Origin of the sequence: Cupriavidus gilardii (assembly GCF_017598945.1) — a bacterium.
GTDB classification, from domain to species: Bacteria; Pseudomonadota; Gammaproteobacteria; order Burkholderiales; family Burkholderiaceae; genus Cupriavidus; species Cupriavidus gilardii_E.
The window spans coordinates 27625-50126 of the sequence record NZ_JAGFTW010000056.1; the positions used below are offsets into that span (position 1 = coordinate 27625).

A 22502-nucleotide genomic window follows, 5' to 3' on the forward strand; every position below is an offset into this window, starting at 1 on the left:
TCTCGTCGCGGTGCGTCGGTACAGGCTTGATCGGGGCCAAAAACACGGGGCTTTATTTGCAGGCGGTTGCAGGCAGGCCGCGTGCAAATCGGGCCATCGCGCCGAAGCGCGCCGGTCGACGATCGTCGTCGCTGTCCTGGTTCCCGCACGCTGGCGGTCGCGATGGCACGGCGGTGTGCCGATGCACGCCTGGAGAGTTGGCGCGCGATCGCGGTGACCCGCGGCGATCCGGATGACTCGCGGCGGTCTGCGGGAACCTGTCATGCATGGATGGATGTCCCCCGGCATTTGCATTTTTCAAATTCGCCGGGCGCCTCGTCCAACTATTTTTTAGCTTGGGTCCTCATAAGAAAAAATTGAGATCACCACTAAATCTCAGTCAATACGCGGGCCCCGGCCAGTTCTGGCATTCCCGCGCACCCGGGCGGATATCGGGTTTTCCCCGATGTCGCAATGTCGCCAAACGGCGAGGCAGCGCGCCTTGTCCGCCCGCCCCATCGAGGGCAACGCGTAAGCATACGGCGCGCCAGTGGCAAGCGGGGCAGGGGATGCGCTACGGAGACTCGTAGGGATATCGCTGTGCAGCGCAGCAGCGGCGGCGCTTTGCACCACGAAGCTTCGTCTCGTCACGGGGCGTTCATCGACGCGCGGTCTGATGGCGGCGCCCCGGGCCGGGGCGCGTCCGCATCGGCATGGTGCCTCGCCCGGCCTTTCTCGCGAGGTCACGATGAGCTATCCCGCCGATCTGTCCGGTCCCTCGACGGTGCGACCGATCACGGTCCCGCCGCCTCCGCCGCCCCCGCCGCCGGCACCGTCCGCGCCGCCTCCGCGCGCGGCCGACGCCGAATCGAATTCGGCCGCCCAGCGCCAGCGGGAACTGGCCGAGCTGCAGGCGCGGCTGCAGCAGATGCGGGAACAGATTGCCGCGATGCTGGAGCGGCTGCGCCAGGCACAGGAGGCCGAGGCCGCGGCACGCGCGCAGGCGCAGGCCGCGCGCGAGGCCGCCGAGCGCTCGCAGTCGCGCGACGATATCGCCAAGGCCGAGGCCGCGGAGGCCACCGCAGCAACGCGCAAGGCCGAGCTGAACGAGGCCGCGCTCGAGCTGGACGCGCACGACAAGCGGATCGCGCTCGACGAGGCCAAGGCCGAGGCGCTGCGCGAGCCGGGACCGCAGAACCAGGCCAGGGTCGACACGGCGCAGGCCGCATACGACGATGCGCAGCAGCTGCACACGGTCGCCGTCGCCGATGTCGCCGCCAAACGGGCCGATGCGGATCTGGGCGCCGCCGACCGCGCGGTGACGGCACTGGCCCCGCCGGGCAGCGATCCGGCGAAGCTCGATGCGGGCGATCGGCAGGCATTGAACGAAGCGCGAGAGACGGCCGGCACGGCGCGACGGCAAGCGGACAGCGCCGCCGCCGCGCTCGAAACGGAATGGCGCCGCTACGAGCGCGATGCCGCCCAGCGCGAGCTGGCCAGAACCGGTCGCGAACTGGAGCAGGCCGGCGCGGCGCGAGAGCGTGCCCGCAAGGATGGCGATGCGGCGGCGCTGCAGCGCGCCGACGATGCCTACGGCGCGGCGCTGGACGCATGGTGGGTGGCGGACCGGCAGGCGGTCGCGGCGCAGGCCTCATGGGACGCGCAGGTCGCCGCCAACGATCTCGCCGCCAAGGAAGAGCGGCATCGCGTCGACGAAACGCAAGCCAATCGGTGCCTGATCGAACCGCCCGAGGTCCAGCAGGCCAGGCAGACGCTGGAGCAGCGCAACGCGGCGGCGGAGAGCGCGCTGACCGAGGCGCAATCGGCCAAGGACGACCATGCCGCCCGCCAGGCCCTGCGCGACCGTGCCGGCGAGATCGACACCGCGTACCGCGAGGCACAGACCGGCCTCGAACAGGCGCGCACGGCCTATGAAGACGCAGCCAATCCCGACGCCCGCGAGAAGGCGCGCATTGCCTACGCCGACGCCCAGGACCGCATGCAGACGGCGCGCGCCGACCGCGACGCGCTGCAGGCCTTGCGCAGTTCGCAGCAGGCCGACGCGGCGCTGATCGAAGGACTGCGCGCACGCGAGACGGGCGGAACCGGTGCCCCGGACGACGGCCGCATCGCCGCGCTGCGCGAGTCGGCCAGCCAGGCGCGCGCCAACGTGCAGGGGACGGCCGCGAACGCGAGCGGCGACGCGGCGGACGCGTTGCGGCAGGGCCGGACCGACGCATGGCGCAAGGACGGCGGTGCGGCACAGCGGGCCTTGCCCACGGCCGACGAGGCCGCCGCCAATGCGGCGCGGACGTACGACGCGACGGTGCGGCGGCCCGGGGCGACCCAGCAGGAGATCGACGCCGCGCGCGAACGCCGCGACGAAACGCGTCTGGCCCAGGCGGTCGCGCATGGCCGCAGCGATGCGCTGGCCGCCACCGAGGCAAGGCGGGCGGCGGAGGGCGAATACGCGCTGGCGCTCGAAGCCCATCGCACGCACGACTTCTCGGCATCCGGATCCACGCCCACCTCCACCTCCACCTCCACCTCCACGCAGTCGACGCAGCCGCCCGGCACGTTGCCGAGCACGGCCCCCTCGCTGTCGACTTCCCCGCTGCTGACGCCGAACCTTGGCGAGGCCGCGCGTCCGGCGGCATGGACGGTGTTGCCCGACGGCATGGATGCGGCAGGCAATGCCACTGATGGAAAACCGTCCGCCACGACCGCTTCCACCACATCGACCGCCGCGCCTCTGCTGGCGCCGCCGGGTTCCCCGCCGGTCGCGGTCAAGGAAAACGGGCGATGGTATGTCCAGTACCCAGCTCAGCTGTCGGGGCAATATCCGACGCAGTACGGCAACTATCCCGCTTCCTCGACGACGCTGTCGATCCCGGGGCAGGGCCCATCGCGCGTCGAAATGGATCCGGTCACGGCACGCGTCTGGGAAGCGCATGCGCAGCTGCAATCGGCCATCGCGGCGGAGGATACCGCTTGGCGCGACTACGAGACGCTGAACCACGACGCGCAGGCCATCGCGCAGGCACGCCGCGACGGTAACGCTACGGCCAATGCCAATGGCGCCAACGACGACGCCGATCCCGAGCTGACCCGGCTCACCGCGCAGGTCGACACCGACCATCGCGCACTGCTGGCCGCGCTGGGCGCCCGGTTGACCGCCGAAGACCGTGCGCGCGACCTCGGTGTGGACGTGGCGAAAGACGAGACCGTCGTCTCCACCGGCGAGGCGATCGAGCGAGCGCGTGCCACGGCGTCGGCCAGCGCCGCCGAGCTCGAACGCTATCGCAGCGAACGCGACAGCGGCGCGGCCAGCGACGACGTCGAGCGCCTGCGCAACGAACATCAGGCGTGGAAGCGCGAGCATCCGTATCTGCGCGAACAGGACGCGCCGACCTGGGCCCCGCTGCAGCAGGCGCTCGACAACGAGGACGCCGCGCGCCAGCAACTGGTGCAGGAGGCCGCCGAAGCCGGCGCCGCGCAGGAAACCCGCGCGCTGACGGCCACGCTGACGCCCGAGCAGCGCGAGGATCCCGCCGCGCTGTACGAGCTGTTCGTGTCCGAGCCGCGCGCGATGGCGCAGGGCGTCATCAATCAGCACTACGTCGACTATGGCGGCCGCCCCTACGAGATGGCGGGCCGCACCCATGCACGCAATATGGCGGGGCTGGCTCTCGGCATTCCGCCCGAGGTCCAGCTGGCGGGCGACGCCGACGCGCAGACGGAGACGCTGCGCAAGCAGGACATCTTCGCCGGCATCGACGACGACTACGCCGACATGCTCGACGTGGTGGCCGACCAGCTGATCGAGCAGGGCGGCGAGCATGCGCGCGTGACGCTGCTGCCTGTGGTCTACGCCAGCCGCGAGCGCGGCATCACCCGCACGATGCTGTTCAAGGTGGAGACCGACCAGGGCCCGCGCTTCGTCGACGAGGCCGGACGCGCCTACGACGATCTGAAGGACTACCGCGAGAACAATACGCTGCCGGCGGCCGACGCCGTGCTGGCGATGCCGCGCGATGGCGAGTTCACCGTCGACAGCAAGGGCAATATCGAGCTGGAGATCGGCGACGCGCGCATCGAGAGCGGCTGGGAGAGCTTCCGTCGCAAGACCCACCTCGACACGGTGGCCGCCGGCGTCGGCATCCTCGCGGGCGTCGTGCTGGTGGTCGGCTCCGGCGGCGCGCTGGCGCCGGTCGCGATGGCTGCCGCCGGGGCCGCGACCGCCTATGGCGTGGGTACCTCAGCCGCCAGCATCGCCGACCAGATCTCGCACGGCCAGAGCTGGAACCCGGACAAGAACCCGCAGATGCTGATCGACGGGCTCAACATCCTCGCGTCAGCGCTCGGCGTGCGTGCCGGCGTGGCCGGTGTCAGCGCCGCACGCACCGGCCATCGCGCGCTGGTGGCCGAAAGCCGCGGCCTGACCGACGAGGCCAGCCAGCTGACGCTGCGCGCGCAGGCGCTGCAGCAGCAGGCCACCCGCAGCGGGCGCCAGGCCCTTGCCGTCGGTGCCGGTACCTATGGCTATACCGCGCATAACGCCCTGTCCAATTGGGAAAACATGACGCCCGGCGAGCGCGCCACCACCCGCACGCAGCTGTTGCTCGGCGGCGTGCAGTTCATGATCAATCCGGTCAGCGGGCGCTGGATCCGCCAGGGGGCGACCGGCGCGGTGGCCGGCACGCGGCACATCGCGACGGCGTGGCGCAACACGGCGGCCGGGCTCGACCGCGGCGCCCAGGCGCTGTCCACGCTGACGATGCCGGTGCGCCATGCCATGCAGACGCCGTTGGCGGCGGTGCGCATGCGGCTGGCGCAATGGCAGGACTCGCTGGCGCAGCGGCTGCCCGGGCTGTCGAGCGTGCCGACCTCGGCGAGGACCACGGGCACCGATCCGGCCGGCACGGCAAGAACCGCGGCCACCTCGGCCGCGGCTTCGTCGCCGCCTCGCACCGAAAGTTCGCCGCACGCCTATCCGGTGTCCCGTACGCGTTGGCGCGCGGTGCAGGACCGCATCAGCCGCGTCGACACGCTCGGCATGTTGAACTGGCTCGATGCCGGCCGCCGCGGCGCAGCGCAGGCGATCGGCAAGCAGCGCGATGCCGAAGCCAAGCTGGTGCGGCTGGCGCGTCAGACCGCGTTCGACGATGGCCAGGCGCTGCACCGCTGGTTGTCGGGGCCGCTGCGCCAGCAGATGCGGCGCATCGAGTCGCGCGCGCAATCGCAGCTGGCGCGGCTGCAACTGGAGATCGATCCGGCCAGGCAGAACGCGATCGTGCGCGATCTGCGCCGCCTCGACACGGCCGCGCAACGGCTCGCCACCCGCTGGCATCCGCTGCTGGCCATCGGACTGCGGCAGGAGTTGCGGCGCATCGAGGCCAATCAGCGCGATTTCAAGGGCTCGGGCGACGTGCTGGCACCGCGCGCGGAGGCGATCCGCCATCTGCGGGGCGAACTGCAGCAATGGCGCGCCGCGCTGCCGTCGCGGCAAACTTCGCCGACCCGCGATGCCGACGCCTTGAGCCAGGCGCAGGCGCTGACCGCGCGCATCGGCAGTCATCGCACCGCGCTGACCGACGGCGCGGCATTGGTGTCGAAGACGCTCGATGCGATGCGCGCGAACCGCGACGCGGTGCTCGACTACGTACCCAAGGGAAGCACCAAGCCGGTTCGGGCATCGATCGAGGGCGATATCCATGCGGTGGCGCCGCGCCGCTCTGGCGATCCCGCCCCGGCAATGCCGGCGCTGCCGCCGCGATGGCGACGCGCCGTGGCGGCGTCGCTGCGCCAACGGTTCCGCATGGGCATGGCCGATGCCGGCACCGGTCTGCTGTGGCTGCAGGCGCGCCGGCTCGGCATGCTGACGCCGCGGGCATCGCTGCGCCTGGCGGCACAGGCGCCGACGACGACGGTCGGCCGCGCCGCGGACGGCATGACATGGTCCAGCGTGATGCGATCCGGGCCGGCTCGCGCCCACGCCGACGGCAGCAGGACATCGCGCAACGGCGCACTGAACCGTCTCGATGCGGGCCGCGCGATCTTCTACCAGGAGCGGGCCAGCGCGTTGGCGGCGAAGGCTGCAGCGGCTGGCAATACCAAATCCAGGCTGGCCGCATGGCAGGCTTTCGTCGACGCGGTCGCCGCGCATTCGCCCGACGCCGGGCGGCGTCTGGCGGCGGCGGGCGGCGTGCGCGAGCGCTATCAGGGCGGCGAGGCGGGGACGGTGCGCCGCTGGCAGGACTTTGTGCCCGGCCGTGCCGAGGCGCGAGGCAGCGAGTCGGCGCGCGAGGTGCGGCGCGCCTATGCCGACCTGTTGCTGGCCGCCGCGCGGGTGCGCAAGCGCGATACGCGGCGCGCGGCGGCCGCCAGCCTGCGCGCCTGGCGGCAGGCGCTGCGCAGCGCCAACGATGCCGCGCGGGTGACCGACGCGCTGGCAGCGCAGTTGCGGTCGGCGACGCCGGGTACGGCGACCCATCGCGCGCTGACGCGGCAGCATGCGCTGGCGGCGCAGGCCCAGCGGCTTGCGCTGACCCACGCCGAACGGGCGGGACGTGCGGTGTTCGGCGAGGGCGGGTTGGCACCGACGACGGTGCGGACGGCGCACCGTGGCGGCGGAACCAAACCGCCGGCCGACGGCGCGCTGGCGGCGCTGCGCGATACCCATCCCGCCGCATGGCGCCGGGTGCTGGAGCGCGCGGCGCGGCAGATGGAACGGCTCGCGCAGCAGGGCGGTGCCGACTCGCCGTGGCAGACGCAAGCGGTGCATCTGCGCGATCTGGCCCGACAGGCCGCTGCCGATCCGAGGCTGACACGTGTGGGCGAGGGCGTGGCGGCGATGCGTCAATGGCGACGCGCCGAATGGCAGCGCGCCGATGCCCGCGTTGCCGAGCAGCAGGCCACGCAGGCATGGCGGCGCGCGCAACGTGCCAACGGCGGACGACGTGCCGAGCGGCAGGACCTGCGCGCGGCGATGCACGAGGCCGCGGCACGCCATCGCGACGCCCGGCGCGAAGCGCTGGAGGCCAGGCGCGCGGCGTTCCGCCCTGGCACCGGCGCGATCGACAGGCTGGCGGTTGCCAATCCGCGCGCGGCGGGCAGCCTGCTGGCCTGGGCGCAACGTCAGCAGCGCGCCGATGCGCGCCTTGGCACGGTGTCGCTGGGGCCGGTGCGGCAACGACTCGATCGGACCGCGCCGATCGCGCTGCAAGGCGGCCTGGCCAACGCCAGCGGCGACAGCGCGCTGACCTTCGCGCAGGTCCGCCGCGGCCTGCAGCGTGGCGCGCGCGCAGCGGCGCTGGCGCACGGCGCCTATGCGGCCGCGACCGGCCAGATCGATGTCTCGCGCGACCCGAGCGAACTGCGCAAGTACAACCTGCCGGACACCACCCGCATCGACGGCTGGCAGATTACCTTCCGTTCGCGCGACGGGCTGAATTCGATGACGCTGTGGCTCAACGTCGGCGGCATCAAGTCGCTGTGGGTTGGCGGCAGCACGACGCCGTTCGCGTTTTCGCGCGACGGCAAGACCACGATCGGCACGCGCGATGGCGTCAATATTCTGGAGGGCGGCGTCGCGTACCGCTTCGGCTTGCCGTGGCTGTCGAAGATGGGCATGGCGAGCCTGCGCGTCGGCCACGTCAAGCACAACATCCTGCGCACCAATTTCGCCAACGGCAGGCTGACCGACGTGGATGGTCAGGCCACGTGGTCGTGGCCGGTCACGCCGGTGCTGATGGACGCGACCAATATCGGGCCGCTGCGCTTCTACGGGTCCAATACCGCCAACCGGCTGCAGATCGGCCAATACGGCAGCAAGGTCGGCCCGGCACAACTGTGGTACCTGAAGGGGCCGGACCTGTCGAAGTCGCGCGTCAGCGAGATCGATGCGATCACGCTGAACAAGGAGTTCCAGTGGCCGGACCTGTTCGGCTCCTCCGGCCGCAATCGTGCGGCACCGGCCGATACTGCGCGCGGCGCCGCGCCGCAGCTGCTGGCCGAGCGGCAGGCAGCGGTGGCGACGACGGCGGCGCCGCATCGCAACCTGTCGCGGCGCGCCGCCGAGGTACTGGCCGGCTATCACCGGGTGGCGCCGGGCGACACGCTATGGGATATCGCGGGACGCCATCGAGATACGCTGTTGGCCCGGGACGATGAAGCCCGGACCGCGCCGCTCGGCGAGAACGGGCAGAACGGGCAGACCGCACGGGCGCTCGACCACCTGCTGCAGCTCAACGCCTCGATCGGCGACCCGGACCGCATCGTGCCTGGCTGGCTGGTCGATATCGTGCCGTCCGGGGAGGGGCAGGCTTGATGCGTTCAGGCGTTGCCGATCCTACGAAGCTTCGGTGATGGCAACGCGCGCCGGCCGCGGTACGCTACGCCATCTTCGAGCCCGCCAGCGATGGTGGGCGATGGTGGGCTATTCGCGCGTATGAACACGTGTTCGCGCGTCTCACCACGACGACCACCATTTTCCCGACGACCGATCCTACCGCCGGCATGCCTGCCCCCCATCCCACCCCCGTCATTCCGCGGCGACGCCCTCGCGGCGCGTTGCCGGTGGCCCTCGCCACGCTGATCGCGGCGTCGGCGACCGCCCACGCGCAACTGGTCCCGGTCGAGCGCTCGATCCTGATTCACCGCACGCCCGAGCAGGTATGGGCCCAGGCGGGCGACTATTGCGCGATCGCCAGGTGGGACACCGCCTTGCGTTCGTGCAGCGTGGTGCTGGGCGACGGCTCGCCCGGTACCGTCCGTCGTGCCGAGCGCAAGAACGGCGGACCGCCGGTGGTCGACGTGCTGGTCGACCGCGGGCCGTACTCCTATGTTTACCGCAAGCTGTCGAACCATACGCGCGGCCGACTGCAGGTAAGTCCCGGTCCCGATGCCGGGACCGCCGTGGTAACGTGGCAAATGTGGCTCGACCCGCTGTCGGTGCCGGCCGGTCCCCGCGCCGAGTATCCGCAGGCGCTGGGCGCCGACATGCAGAAGGCGCTGGGCCGCATCAAGGTGCTGGCCGAACAGCCGGTCGATGCGGCGCCGGCCTACCCGGTGCGCGAGTCCGCCGACGCAACGCGTCCGTCGACGCAGGGTAGCTGAGCGGGCAGGCCCGCAGCGCCTGCCCCAGGCGGCGCTGCGCCACACCCGTGAATCGAACCCGTGCCGACATGAACCTGCGCTTTCTCGAGACGTTCGTCTGGGTCGCCCGTTTGCGAAGCTTTCGGCTGACCGCGGAAAAACTGTTCACCACCCAGGCCTCGATTTCCAGCCGCATCGCCGTGCTGGAGGAAGATCTCGGGGTCAAGCTGTTCCTGCGCGACTCGCGCGGCGTGTCGCTGACCCCGCAGGGCCAGCAGGTGCTCGAGTACGCCGAGCGCATGGTCAACACGATGCACCGGCTGCGTCAGTCGATCGATTCCACACGCGTCAGCGAAGGGCGGTTGCGCATCGGCGCGATGGACTCGGTGATCCATACCTGGCTGTCGTCGGTGGTGCGGCGCGTGATGGAAGCCTACCCGGCGCTGGAAATCGAACTGACCGCCGATGCGGCGCTCAATCTGTGCGACCAGCTGCAGAAGGGCTATCTCGACATCATTTTCCAGACCGACCTGCTGCGCGCGGAGACCGTGCGCAATATCGAACTGGCGAAGTACCCGATCCGCTGGATCGTCGCCAGGGGCTCGGCCTATGACAGGCCGTATCGCTCGCTGGACGACCTTGCCGGCGAACGCGTGATCACCTTCGTCAAGAACTCGCGCCCGCATCAGGACATCCTCAGCCTGTTCCATCTGAACGGCGTGGCGTCGCCGCGCATCAGCTGCGTCAATTCGGTGGCGGCGATGACGCGGCTGATCGGCGAGGGCTTCGGCATCGGCGCGGTGCCGCCGGTGCTGGTGCGCCGCGAGCTGGAGGACGGCACGCTGACGATCGTCGATATCGACAGCCATCCGCCGTCGCTCGACATCGTCGCGTCGTGGCGCACCGGTGCGGGGCTCGAGCTGTCGGAAGCGGTGATCGCGCTGACGGTCGGCGTGGTGGCGGCGTTCTGTGCGGAAGCGGGCGAGGACAAGGCGATGCTGATCGCCAATGCCGCCGCGCAGAACAGCGGCGGCGACCCCGCCAGCGACGCCTGAAAGCACGCGCCGGTCGTCTCCGAAGGCAAGCCCGGCTTGCCTTTGTCATCGAAAAGCCTTATCGCGCTGCATCCAAAAGATTTGTTGGACAGCGCATTGGCGCGGCGTCCAGAATCGTTGCACACCTCGCGAAAAGCGCGCATCACGCGCGCGTGCACGACTCCACGCCGACGACCATGAACCTGCCCCTTCAGCAAGCCAACGGACTGTTACCCGAAGACCCCACCGCACTGCGCGCCCTGATCCGCTCGGGCCGTTATCGCGGCCATACCAGCGGACTGGCGAGGGGCTACGTCCAGGCCAATATCGTCATCCTGTCGCGCGACTGGGCCTATGACTTCCTGCAGTTCTGCGCGCTGAACCGCAAGGCCTGCCCGCTGATCGACGTCACCGAGCCGGGCGATCCGGTCTTTCGCAATCTCGGCGTCGACGTCGACATCCGTACCGATGTGCCGCTGTATCGCGTGTATCGGAACGGCACCGACTACCAGGAGACCACCGACATCGCCTCGCTGTGGCGCGACGATTTCGTCGCGTTTGCGATCGGCTGCTCGTTCTCGTTCGAGCATGCCCTGATCGCCGCCAACGTCCCGCTCAAGCACATCAATCTGGGCCGCAACGTGGCGATGTTCCGCACCTCGATCGAAACGCGGCCGGCGGGACGGCTCTCCGGCAAGCTGGTGGTCTCGATGCGTCCGCTGAAGGCCGCCGATGCGATCCTCGCCACCGAGATCACGGCACGCTATCCGGACGTCCACGGCGCACCGGTCCATATCGGCGATCCGCGGCTGATCGGCATCGAAGATATCGAGGCGCCGGACTACGGCGACGCGGTGCCGGTCGACGAGGACGAGATCCCGGTGTTCTGGGCTTGCGGCGTAACGCCCCAGGCCGTCATCCGCGAAGCCCGGCCGGAAATCTGCATCACGCATGCGCCGGGCTGCATGCTGGTCACCGACCTCGACAACAACCGGCTGTAGACGGTGTGGATGACGGGGCGATGACGGCGATGCCCGTCCTTGCCCCTCGTCGCGGCGCATTGCGGCCCTCGACTACGTATTCGCGTAGTTCCATGCCCTCCCGGTGGCCCGCCGACCCTTCGGCCTACGATTCTCCCTAGTTGGTATCGCGCCACACCGGGCAGAGAATGGCCTGTCACGCTGGCCGCAATCCGTCCAGTCGATGCCCGCCACACGGCCGCCGGCCCTGCGGGCCTTCGCTGTGCGCGTGCCCGCGTCAACGCTGTTCGCATCGCCCCGTTCCTCAGGAGAAGCGCGTCATGCTGGATTTCAAGGACCTGATGCAAGCCCGCGAAGCCATTCTCGCCGCGGCCCGCGCCGCTGCCGAAGCCGCGGCACGCGCGGCGGCCGAGGAAGCGAGGCGCGCGCAGGCACGCGAGGCCGAACGGCAGCGGCAGGCACAGGAAGCCGAAACGGCCCGGCGCAACGAACAGAACAACCAGGCCCAGCAGGCGCAACAGGCAAACCAGGCGCAGCAGGCAAACCAGGCCAATCAGGCCAATCAGACGCAGCAGGCCGACCAGAAACAGCAGCCGGACCGCGCGGCGAACAATCAGCCCGTCGTCACGCCGGCGCTCTACACCCCGCAAACGCAGCCCGCCGGCGTGGTGCAGGTCAAGGGTCCGGGCGGCGACAAGCCCGCCACCGATCCCGCGCAGCAAGCGCGCGACAAGGAGCAGGACGAGGCCAAGGGACATACCGATCGCTGGCACAAGGACGCGAAGCGCGCCTACGACGACAGCGAGACCAGGCGCAACGCCGGCACCATGACGGACGCCGACTGGCAGCCGATCGAGCAGAAGTACGGCATGGTGATGGCCGGCGCGCAGAACGAGTTGCGCGTGGCCGCGAATCAGGCCGCGGCGACCGGCGGCGATACCAAGGCGATCACCGCGGCGGTCGACGCCAAGGCGAAGGAGATCCGCGAGCGCTACAACGATCCGGTGCTCGACCAGAACATTGGCCAGATCAAGGACGGCTTTCTGAAGGCCGAGCCGACCCAGCAGGCGCGCGACACGCAAGGAGCGCGCTTCGAGCTGGGCGTCGCCGAGGACCAGCTGGATCAGGCCGAGGCCACGTTGGAGCGGGAAGAGAAGGCGCTGGCGGAGATTCCGATGGGCATCCGCCGCGCCGACCCCGAAAGCGGCAAGGCGGTCAGCGACGCGCGTGCGGCCGTACAGCAGGCCCAGCAGACCCGCGACAAGGCCGAGGAAACCTATCTCGGCACGATGCGGGTCGAGATCGATACGCTGGCGACGCAGCTGTACAAGACGGATGCCGACAAGGGGCTGGCGAGCCTGCGCAACCAGCCGCACGATCGCACGATCTCGATGACCGATCGCGGCTACGACCTGACCCAGGCGCAGAACCGTGTCGGCGACGCGCAGGCGCAGCTCGACGCGCTGAAGGCCGGTGATGGCGTCAAGGTGCCCGACAGCTACCGGCAGCAGGCCGTCAAGGAATTGCAGGCGCGCTATGGCAACGACCAGGGCATGCGCGCGGTCATCGAAACGGCCAACATGCAGGGCCAGATCGCCGGCGAGCTGGAGCACCTGACGCCGGAGACCGACTTCGAGCGCGAGCTGGCGCAGACCGATCCGACCACGCTGGCGATGGCGCAGGTCCAGGGACTGACGCTCGATCCGAAGGCCAAAACGGATCCGAACTCGGCGACGCCACGCGATCTGACGCAGCAGGAGCGGGACCTGATGGAGTTCAACCCCGCGGCCTATGTCATGTACAAGTCGCTGGGGGCGGATGACCTGATCCCTGCCGAGAATGCGCCGGGCAACGATCCGGTGAAGCGGGCATACGACGCCGGCATCAAGGAGCACGGCAGCCTGATGATGTACGCCTTCGCCGAAACGCAGGCACGCGCGCAGGGTGGCGATGGCATCAGCAAGGAAGACAGCGCCGCCGCTGCCGCGGGTCTGCAACGCATGCTGTCGCTGATGAAGGGCGCGACCCCGATACGCGAAGGCTATCTGCAGGACAACCTGAGCCAGAAGCTCGATGCGGGCGATTTCGTCGGTGCGCTGAAGCTGCGCCAGGGCGCGGCCAATGCCGCGCAGACCGAGCAGGAGCGCGAGCGTTATCTGGCCGTGGACGGCGAACGCTTCGGCAGCGACGCCTTCCGCGCGCAGATCGAGGCGTCGATGCGCAAGGACCTCGAAGGCAAGACGCACGACGACGACTACAAGCCGATCCTTGGCCAGGAGACCATGTACGCCGACCGGGTCGGCCAGTACATGCAGCAGGTCGCGCCCCATCTGACCGAGGAAGACGCCACTACGCTGCTCGACACGGTCAGGAGCGAATACGGCAACGACTGGACCGGGCGCAACGTCGCGCCGGCCGGCGGCAGCTACAACGACTGGGACGAGTTCTACCATGGGCTGGCGGCGGTGGTCGATGCCGCCGACGCCGGCTACTACGCGCGCAATCCCGGCTCCGAGCTCGGTACCGGTCCGGCCGCGACCACCACCGCCGGCTGGCTCGCCAACGAGGACAACGACGTCTTCACGATGGTGATGCAGAACCAGATGGGCGCCACGCAGGGGCGCATCTATGGCGGTGCGCAGGATGCCGCGGCACAGGGCCACACCAGCCTGTCGCTCGCCTTCGCCAGGGAGCTGAAGGATCACGACCGCGCGCCTGCGATGGCCGACTACGACCTGACCCGCGCGATGGACCGCGGCTACGAGAAGTACAGCGGCAGCCAGAAGGCCCAGGAGGACCAGCGGCGCTTCGAACTGGACAAGGACGAGATCCTGCAGGGCACCTTCGATGCGCTGGCGCTGCGCAAGGACGAGCTGACCGTGAAGGCGGGCGACGACAAGGCGATCGACAACGCGATCGCGCTGGCCGCGCCCAACGCCGATCCGAAGCTGATCAAGGAACAGCTGGCCGAAGATGCGCCGGACGGTGCCACCATCAAGGTCATTCCGATGTACGTGACCGGGCCGGGCATGTCGCCTTACCAGAGCGCGGTGTTCGAATTCGTCGGCAAGGACGGCAAGACGCTGTGGGTCGACGATCAGGGCGCGGTCTACGGCAAGGGCGATCAGCCGGCCGAGCGCGACTTCCAGGAGAACAACGAGCTGCACGACAAGGGCACCGTCTATCTGGCCCGAGACCTGAGCCTTGGCGCGGACGGCCATGCGGAATTCGACGACATCGACGCCCATATCGTCACGGACGGCGAGAAATTCCGCGCCTGGCTCGATATCGGGGTGACGGCGTTGGGCGCCATCGGCGGGGTCGGCGTGATGCTCGCCACCGGGGGCGCCGCGACACCGCTGGTCGCGGTGGCCTGGAGCGGCATGCTCGGCTCGATGGGATACGGGCTGGCCGTCACGGCGGTCGATGCGCGCAACATGGCCGACCACGGCCGCTCGCTCAATCCGCTCGACAACTCGCGCGCCTTCTCGCTGTGGGCCAACGCCTTCGGCTCGGTCGCCGGGATCGGCGGCCTCGGCCTCGGCAAGGGCGCCTCGCTCGCCATGCGGGCGTCCGGCGGGCTGGCCACCCGCTCCACGGCGCTGGCCAACCGGGCAACGGCGCTGTCGGACAGAGCCGCCGCGCTGGCCGCCAATGCCAACCCGCTCGCGGCGAACGTCGCCGCGCAGGCTGCGAAGACAGCGCGGGCGGCCACGATGGCGCAGTCGGCCTCCCGCACGCTGGCCGGCACGGCCAACCGCATGGCGGTCGGCGGCACTGTCCTCAACCTGGGCGCGTTCGGTACAGGCGGCGTGCTGACGACGCAGCAGGCGGTCACCTTCGTCCAGCACGGCGACCAGATGTCGCTGACCGAGAAGCTGCAGAACGGCGCGATGCTGCTGATGGGCATGACGCAGATGATGCCGGCCGGTATCCAGATGCGCAGCGCGCGGGCCGTGCACGACGCGACCATGCGCGTGCTGGGCCGATCCCCGCGGGCCGAGGCAGCGGCGCAGGCATTGGCCCTGCAGACGGCAGTGCAGGCGGGCGAGGGTCTGGCAAACGGCCGCGATGGCAGCGATGTGCCGGTGCGGGTGCGGCCTGGCAACGACGGCACCGCGCGCGGACGCCAGCCGTCGGATACGGCCGCGGCGCAGCGTGCCGGCGGCGAGGAGGCAGGCCATCACTCGGGGACTTCCGGCCGGCCCACCGTGGCGCACGGACACGATGGGGAAGCCGGCGGCACGCCGGCGCGCACCCCGGCGCGCACCCCGGCGCGCACGCCGACAGAGCCGTCGGCCGAACCCGCCGGCCGCGCCGCCGCCACGGCGAATGCCGCGGATGGCGCCGGCACCCGCAGCTACACCCCGCAGAAGCTGGGCACCTGGCAATCGGTCAAACTGGCCAGCCGGTTGACCTTCGACGCCGCGGTGGCGCAGGGTGCGAAGCTGCAGGACGGCGTGGTCAATCGCATGATGGACCGCGCGATGCAGCAGGCCGTCACCAAATACATGCGCGAGGCCGGCGAACGCAGCCGGCACGGCGAGGCGCCGCCAGCGGCGAGCCGCACCAACGCGAGCGGCCGCAGCCGCCGCCGCGCCGATGCACGCGTCGATACGCGCGGCGATGCACGGCATGACGTCCGCAGCGCCGTGTTCGCACATGGCGGCGGCCGCGGTGCGGCCCTGCTGGAGGCCGCGCGCGCCGAGCCGTCGATCGTGCTGCAGAACGCCATCTCCCCGCTCGACCGCGTGGCCGGCATGGACGGCCGCGCGATGTCGCTGTCGGTGCCCTATGGCGCCGAGCTGGCGGCACGGGCGCTGCAGAATGTCGAGACGGTACTGATCGCGACGTCGCCCGCCACGCTGCACGGCGGCGCCGACACCCACGGTCCGCTCGGTGCGGTGTCCCTGGGCGCCTATCTGAGCGCGCTGGGCAAGGAGGTGGTCTACGTCACCGACCCCGCGCACGAGGCGCTGCTGGCCGATCTGCTGCAAGGGGAACTGGGCGTCGCCGATGCCCGCATCGAGACCTTCACGGCCACCGACTCGACGCGGGCCGCGCAGCAGGCGCAGGCGCTGCTGGCCAAGTACCGGACCCAGGCGGTGGTCGCAGTCGAAGTGGCAGGCCGCAACCGTGCCGGCGAATACCGGCTGGCCAACGGCGAGCGCCTGGAGGGCGCGCCGATGGTGGACCAGCTGATGGTCGAGGCGAACGCGAAGGACCTGGTCACCGTCGCGATCGGCGCGGACAGCCATACCGCGGGCATGCGCTCGGCGCTGGAGCGCGCGATGACGTCGCTGCATGTCGAGCCGGCCGATATCGACCAGTGGTCGGCGATCGGTGCGAGCCATCCCGTGGTCGGCATGAACGCCAACCTGGCGGCGCAGGCGGTCGGTTTCGCGCTGAAACGCGCCACCGGCAGCCAGCACGAGATGCCATCCACCGCGCGCGTCGGTGCCATGATCGACCGCATGGCAGCGCTGCATGCCTATGACAGCGTCACGCTCGACCGCGGTGCCACCAGCATGCGCGGTCTGGACAAGCGCAGCTATCTCGGCGTCTACGAGCTGCTGCAGGCGCAGGCCAAGCAGCTGCCTGAAGGGCTGGATCTGGCGCAGATGCTCGACGGCGTGCAGCGCCGTTTCCTGCCGCAGGGCGTCGACCCCGAACCGTTCGGCATCCGCGTGATGAACGACATCATCGAAGTGGCGGTGTTCGATTCGAGCAACGGCGGCATCCTGGCCGGCAGCAATATCGCCCGGCACATCTTCGCGATGACCGGCAAGCGCGTGCAGGTGGTCGCGTATGGCGACCATGCCGCGGGTACCTATGGCGGGCGCGCCCGCGACGACCTGATCCGTCGCGTCAACGACGGCCTGCATGCGATGCATCGACAGCAGGCCGACGCCAACGCGCTGGGCTGCAACACGGCCTGCATCACCTATCCCGAGGGCTGGGCCGGGTTGGACGAGCGCGACTTCATCAATCTGATCCACACCACGGCGCGCGCGATGGCGCAGGACGGCGGCCAGCATATCGCGGTGGTGGCCACGCCGGGCACCGTCAAGGACCATGCCTACCGCGACGCGGTCGGCGCGCTGCGGACCGGGCAGGACGTGCTGGAGATCGATGCCGTCGAATGGGCCGGCGCAGTCAACGCGCTGCAGCATCTGGCCAAGGACGGTCCCGAACTGGCGGCGATCCAGGCGCTCGTCGCCAAGTACATCAACGCCGATCGCATTCCGCCCGAGACGGACTCGCTGTGGCTGTGCTGCACGCATTATCCGGCGTTGGCCGGGCTGATCCGGCAGCAGCTCGATGCCAGCGGCCTCGGCCACGTCAAGCTGATCGATCCGATGCAGTACCAGGCCAAGGCATTGGTCGACCGCCTGGTCGAGCGCGGCGTGCTCAAGCAGGAAGACCTGCTGCCCGAGCCAATTCCGTTCGAGGACGTACGGGTCGACGACATGCTGCCGCTGCTGACGGTGACCACCGGCCGCGCCGGCGAAGTGGTGCGGCTGGCCCAGGGCATGACCCAGGACCCCCGCGCGCGGGCCTTCAGCGTGCCGGAATTCAGCCCGCAGACCGACCCGGGGCAGGTGCGAGGCATCCTCGATGCGAACCGCATGCCCGATCCGATCGACGCCGTGGTGACGTCGTACACCGGCCGCAATGTCGATCGCTTCGCGATCCCGCAGAGCGCACGGCGTGCCGCTGCCTCGCTGGCCGATGCCGAGCACGTGATGCTGCTGACGGGCTTTTCGGTGGCCGAAGGCATGCCCGAGACCGATGGCCCGCCCGGAACGGCGGCGCTCGGTGCGATGCTGCGAGCGGCGGGCAAGCGTGTGACCTATGTCGTCGACTCGGCCAACCGGCCGGTGCTCGAAGCGGTGCTGGCCGACATGGGCGAGCCGATCGATACGATCCATGTGTTCGACCTGCCGATCGATGGCGCCAACCCGATGGCCCGCGCGCTGCTCGAGGAACTGCAGCCCGACCGCGTGATGGCGGTCGAACTGCCGGGCCGCACGGCGGTCGGCACCAAGCACAACATGCGCGGTGTGCGCATCGATGGCTTCAACCCCGCGGTCGACGAACTGCTGGTGGCGGCGAACGACATGCGCATCACCACGCTGGGCATCGGCGACGGCGGCAACGAGGCCGCCATGGGCAATGTCTACAAGTTCATCCAGCCGGCTCAGGATGGCAGCGAGATCGCGTCGCGCGTTCGCGCCGACTATCTGGTCACGGCCAGCGTGTCGAACTGGGGCGCCTATGCCGTCGGCGCGGAGGTCTTGCGTCTGACCGGCAATGCGCATCGGATGCCGACCGAGGATCAGATCCTGTCCGGCATCGAAGCCGCAATGCACGCGGGGGCGGTGGACGGCGTATCGCGCGAACTGCAGCCCACCGTCGACGGCTTCGAGCCGGAGGTCCACGCGGCCGTGTATCGCTTCCTGCGGCACTGGGCCGGCGCCGATGCGGTGACCGGTCCCGGCGCGCCGGTGCCCGCGCTGATGGGCACGGCGATGCCGCGCCGCCAGCCGCGCTCGGTGCTCGAAGACCTGTTCGCGCACGGGCTGCGGCGTCCGTTCCATGGCGCCGGCCCTGGCACCGGCCAGGGCGGGCAGGGCAACGGCGGGGCACGCCATGTGCCCGCGATCGTCGATCGCAGCTGGTCGCTGCGCGATGCCGTACCGGGCAACGAGGCGATCGCCACGGTGATCGACAGCGTGCACGCCACCGGCGGCCGGCTGGCGGACGTCAAGTATGTGGCGGTGCGCGACGGCGATGCGGCCAATGGCAAGCCGAAGGTGATCGGCGTCTTCGATTCGCCGCGGCAGGCCGCGGCGCAGCTGGACCGGCAGGCGGCGGTCGGCGTCAAGGTGCGGCTGCAGGTCGTGCCCGCGGCGCAGTACCGGCCCGGCCGCGTGCCGGCCGCCGACGATGCGATCGGCACGGTGCCGCTGTCGCGGCGCGACGGCAGCACGGTGCCGGGCGAGATCGCGCTGAACCGCGCCTACGAAGGCGATATCCGCGTGGCGCTGCCGGAAGGTTTTGTCGACGGCATGCCGCTGGTGCGCAACGAGGCCGGTGAACGGATCGACGTGCTGCAGCAACTGGGGCATTTCCCGCGGGCGAAGGCGCATCTCGATCTGGCCGCGGAGGCGGGCTACGTCACCTTCGACAACCGCGCGATGCCGATCTCGGTGCCGCAGGTGCCCGGCTATTTCACGGTGCGGGCCGAGGGCGCATACCAGGGTGTGCGCATGGACATGGACGGCAGCGGCCGTCCCGACTACGACGCGGCCGCGCTGGCCGACCGGATCCGCTCGCACCCGGACTATCGCGAAGGCATGCCGGTGCTGATCTACGACTGCTTCGGCATGGACGGCCCGCTGCCGCTGGCGCAACAGCTGGCCACCGCACTGAACGCCCGCGTCTACGCGCCGGATGGCAAGTGGGAGGTCCGCGGCTGGCATGACGGCGGCGACACCGTCTTCGGCGGCGCGATGCGCGTCGATGCGGGCCCGGAAGCGATGGCGCAGTCGGACGCGCCGGTGCACAGCCACGGCGGACGCTTCTACGGCGCCATGCCGGCGCTGCCGATCGTCGGCGTCACCGAAGGCGGACTGGCGCTGCCCGACAGCGCATTCGTGATGCCAGACGGCGACGCGCCGCTGCCGGCGGCCGCCCGCGACAGCAACGACGTCAACGTTGCCGGTCCGGCCGCCTGGCGTGCAGCGTCGCCGCGCTATGCCGATGCGACCTTCGGCGCGTCGCCGCTGAAAGCGAGGGTGCCGGACGACTACAACGTCGTGCTGGGGCGATTCGACGGCGAGCGTGGCTTGCTCGACGCCGAGGGCGAAGCGGTCGGCGCGCACCGGCTCGCGCTGGAACTCGCCGACGCAGGCAAGAAGAACGGTCCGATCGTGCTGGCGCTCGATGGCGGCAGCCAGCATGCACGGCACGCCTTCGCGCAGCGCGTGGCCGACGTGATGGGCGTCGACGTGATGCTGCCCGCGGCCGGCTTCAAGCTCGACAGGCTGGATCGCGCCGCCGCGCGAACCGCCGCCGACAACGCGGGCGGCCCGCCCAAACCGGTACTGCAGCTCGATCAGCAAGGCGTCGCCTGGCAAACGCTGCATCCGCAACCGTATCGCCATGCCAACCGTACCTTCGCGGTCGATGGCGTGGATGCGGTGCGCATGGTGCGCGACGATGGGCAGCAGACGCCGGTCGACCTGGTCGACTATCTCGGCCCTCGGCTCGGCTCAGGCGCCGTCAAGACGGTATTCGCGCTGGGCAACAGCCATGCGGTCGCGCTCGGCAACGACAGCATGATCGCGCCGTTCCCGATGAGCGCGGAGCGCGAGGCCATGGCGCAGGTCGAGGCGATGGGCATGCCGACGCTGCGCATCCATGGCGGCGAGGGCGAGTCGGTGCTCGGCCATCCCGCCATCGTCTATGAGCGTTATCTGGCCGGCAGCGCCGAGCTGCTCGATGGCAACGGCAAGCTGCTGCCGCAGTATGCGGCGCGGATGAACGCGCGCACGCTGCGCGATCTCGACGCCATCGAACACGGTATCGAAAACGGCGCGGACGGCCGCGGCCTGCTGCTGCAGGACGTCGAGTTCGCGTTCTTTGCCGATGGCAGCGTGAAGATCGCCGACGTGATGTCGGTCGAACCCGGCGGCGGTCTGGCCGCGCACGGGCAAGCGGTGGTGACCGTGCTGGCGAAGATGCGCGAGGCCGCGCAGGCCAACGTCGCCCGTGTGTCGATCGAACCCGAGGGAACGGTGCGCTCGGCCACGTTCCGGCATGGCGGCGAGTCGGAGCCGGATGGGGCTGCATCGCCCGATCCGAGCGAGTCGAACCAGCCAACGCCAGCCCACCCGCAGCCGGCATCGTCTTCACCCCCGCCCACGCCGCGGCCGTGGAAGCTGCGTGCCACGGTCGCGGCATCGGTCGGCGGAGCCTTCGCCACCGCGGCCGCGGCCATGCCTGCCATGCCGATGCCCGGTACCGCCGCCTCCGTGGTGGTGGCCGGCTCGTGCTTCATCTATCGCGGCGGCGTGGCGGCCGGGCGGACCGCCTTCGCCAACCGCGTGATCCGCCGCACCGATCGGCAGACGCCTGCCGATATCGCGTGGCTCAGGAAGGTACTGACGACCGACCGTGCCGCGATATGGGGCATTCACAAGACCAAGCGGGAGGAATTCAAGGGGGCGATCGACAAGCTCGATGCCCACGTCAATGGGCACCCGGACAAGCCCACCGCGGAGGAGGTCGCCGCCGCCGTCCAGACGCTGAAGACCGTCGGCGCAGCCCTGCTGACGCCCAAGACGGTTGCCGGCCGCATCAATGACGGCCTGCAGATCGGCACGCTGGCGATCAACAACGCCACCACCGCGACCTGGTTCATGCATCACGGTGTGGACCTGGGCAATGTCGCGACCTACAGCAATACCGCCTTCCTGGCGGCGAACGGCGTGCTGGCCAGCTTCAATATCGCCAACCGCATCGGCCACCACGCAAAGGTCGCGCTGCCGCCGCTGGGCGCGGCGCATACGCGCAAGTTCGTGATGAGCATGTACGCGGCCGGCGCCATCCCGCTGGCGGTGACCGACGTGATGACGTACGGCGGCGTGGCCGGCGGCCTCGGGGCGGCCAGCCTGGCGACGTTCGGCGTCGGCGCCTTCCTGCAGTCGCGCGTCGAGCGCACCATCGCGAACCGCGAGTTCAACAAGGCGGCCGCGGCCAAGGGCGGCGACATCCAGCTCAAGCCGGACCAATCGCTGCTGCCGCGCAAATGGGAATTCTTCGGCCGCGCGATGCCGTATGGCCTGGTGCTGCTGGGCGGCGGCGTGATCGTCAACTTCGGCATGAAGATACTGCTCGAGACCTTGGGCAGCGACGAGGACGACGAGCCGGTCAAGCCGACCTCACCGTCCTCGCCGTCCTCGACCCCGTCGGTCCCTTCGACGCAGGACCCGTCGCCGACGCAGCCGACCCCGACGCAACCGCCGCGCCCGGAAACGCCGACCGAGGAGCCGAGGCCGCCGACCACCGAGCCGACGCAACCGCCCAGGCCGGAGCCTGAGCCCCCGCAACAGCCCCGGCCGCGCAACGGCCGCGTGGTCGTGCAGCCGTACGGCACGGGCGTCGAGACCTCGACGCTGTGGGGCATCGCGGCGACCAACCTCGATACGCTGCTGTCCGACGGACAGAAGGAGCAGGCCGAGGCCGAGGCGCTGACCGCGGACCAGCAGGTCGCCGCCTACGCGCTGCGCGAGCTGATCAACCTGAATCCGCAGTACAACCTGGCGGAGAACCCCGACCATGTCGAGCCGGGGTGGGTGCTGGACGTGACACGGTAAGGACCGCGGCCCGAGCTCGCGATCGCCGC

General features: G+C 70.4%; 5 protein-coding genes. All 5 read left to right on the forward strand.

Annotation, left to right across the window (positions count from 1 at the left end; genetic code table 11):
- Positions 1-727: 727 nt before the first annotated feature.
- Entirely contained in the window at positions 728-8308 is a 7581-nt protein-coding gene (locus J5T34_RS20335; protein WP_208582427.1) for an LWXIA domain-containing protein, read from the forward strand.
- A gap of 248 nt (positions 8309-8556) precedes the next feature.
- Positions 8557-9096 carry an SRPBCC family protein gene (locus J5T34_RS20340; protein ID WP_347880679.1) on the forward strand — a complete coding sequence of 180 codons (540 nt, stop codon included), beginning with the start codon at positions 8557-8559 and terminating at the stop codon, positions 9094-9096.
- A gap of 47 nt (positions 9097-9143) precedes the next feature.
- The gene (locus J5T34_RS20345) at positions 9144-10130 is read left to right on the forward strand and encodes a LysR family transcriptional regulator (protein WP_347880680.1); all 987 of its coding nucleotides are present in this window, start codon (positions 9144-9146) and stop codon (positions 10128-10130) included.
- Positions 10131-10306: 176 nt separating this feature from the next.
- A complete protein-coding gene (locus J5T34_RS20350; RefSeq protein WP_208582429.1) occupies positions 10307-11110 on the forward strand; it encodes a putative hydro-lyase in 804 nt (267 codons plus the stop codon).
- Between the two features lie 299 nt (positions 11111-11409).
- Positions 11410-22473, forward strand: coding sequence for an LWXIA domain-containing protein (locus tag J5T34_RS20355; RefSeq protein ID WP_208582431.1), 11064 nt, complete (start codon positions 11410-11412; stop codon positions 22471-22473).
- Positions 22474-22502: the final 29 nt, after the last annotated feature.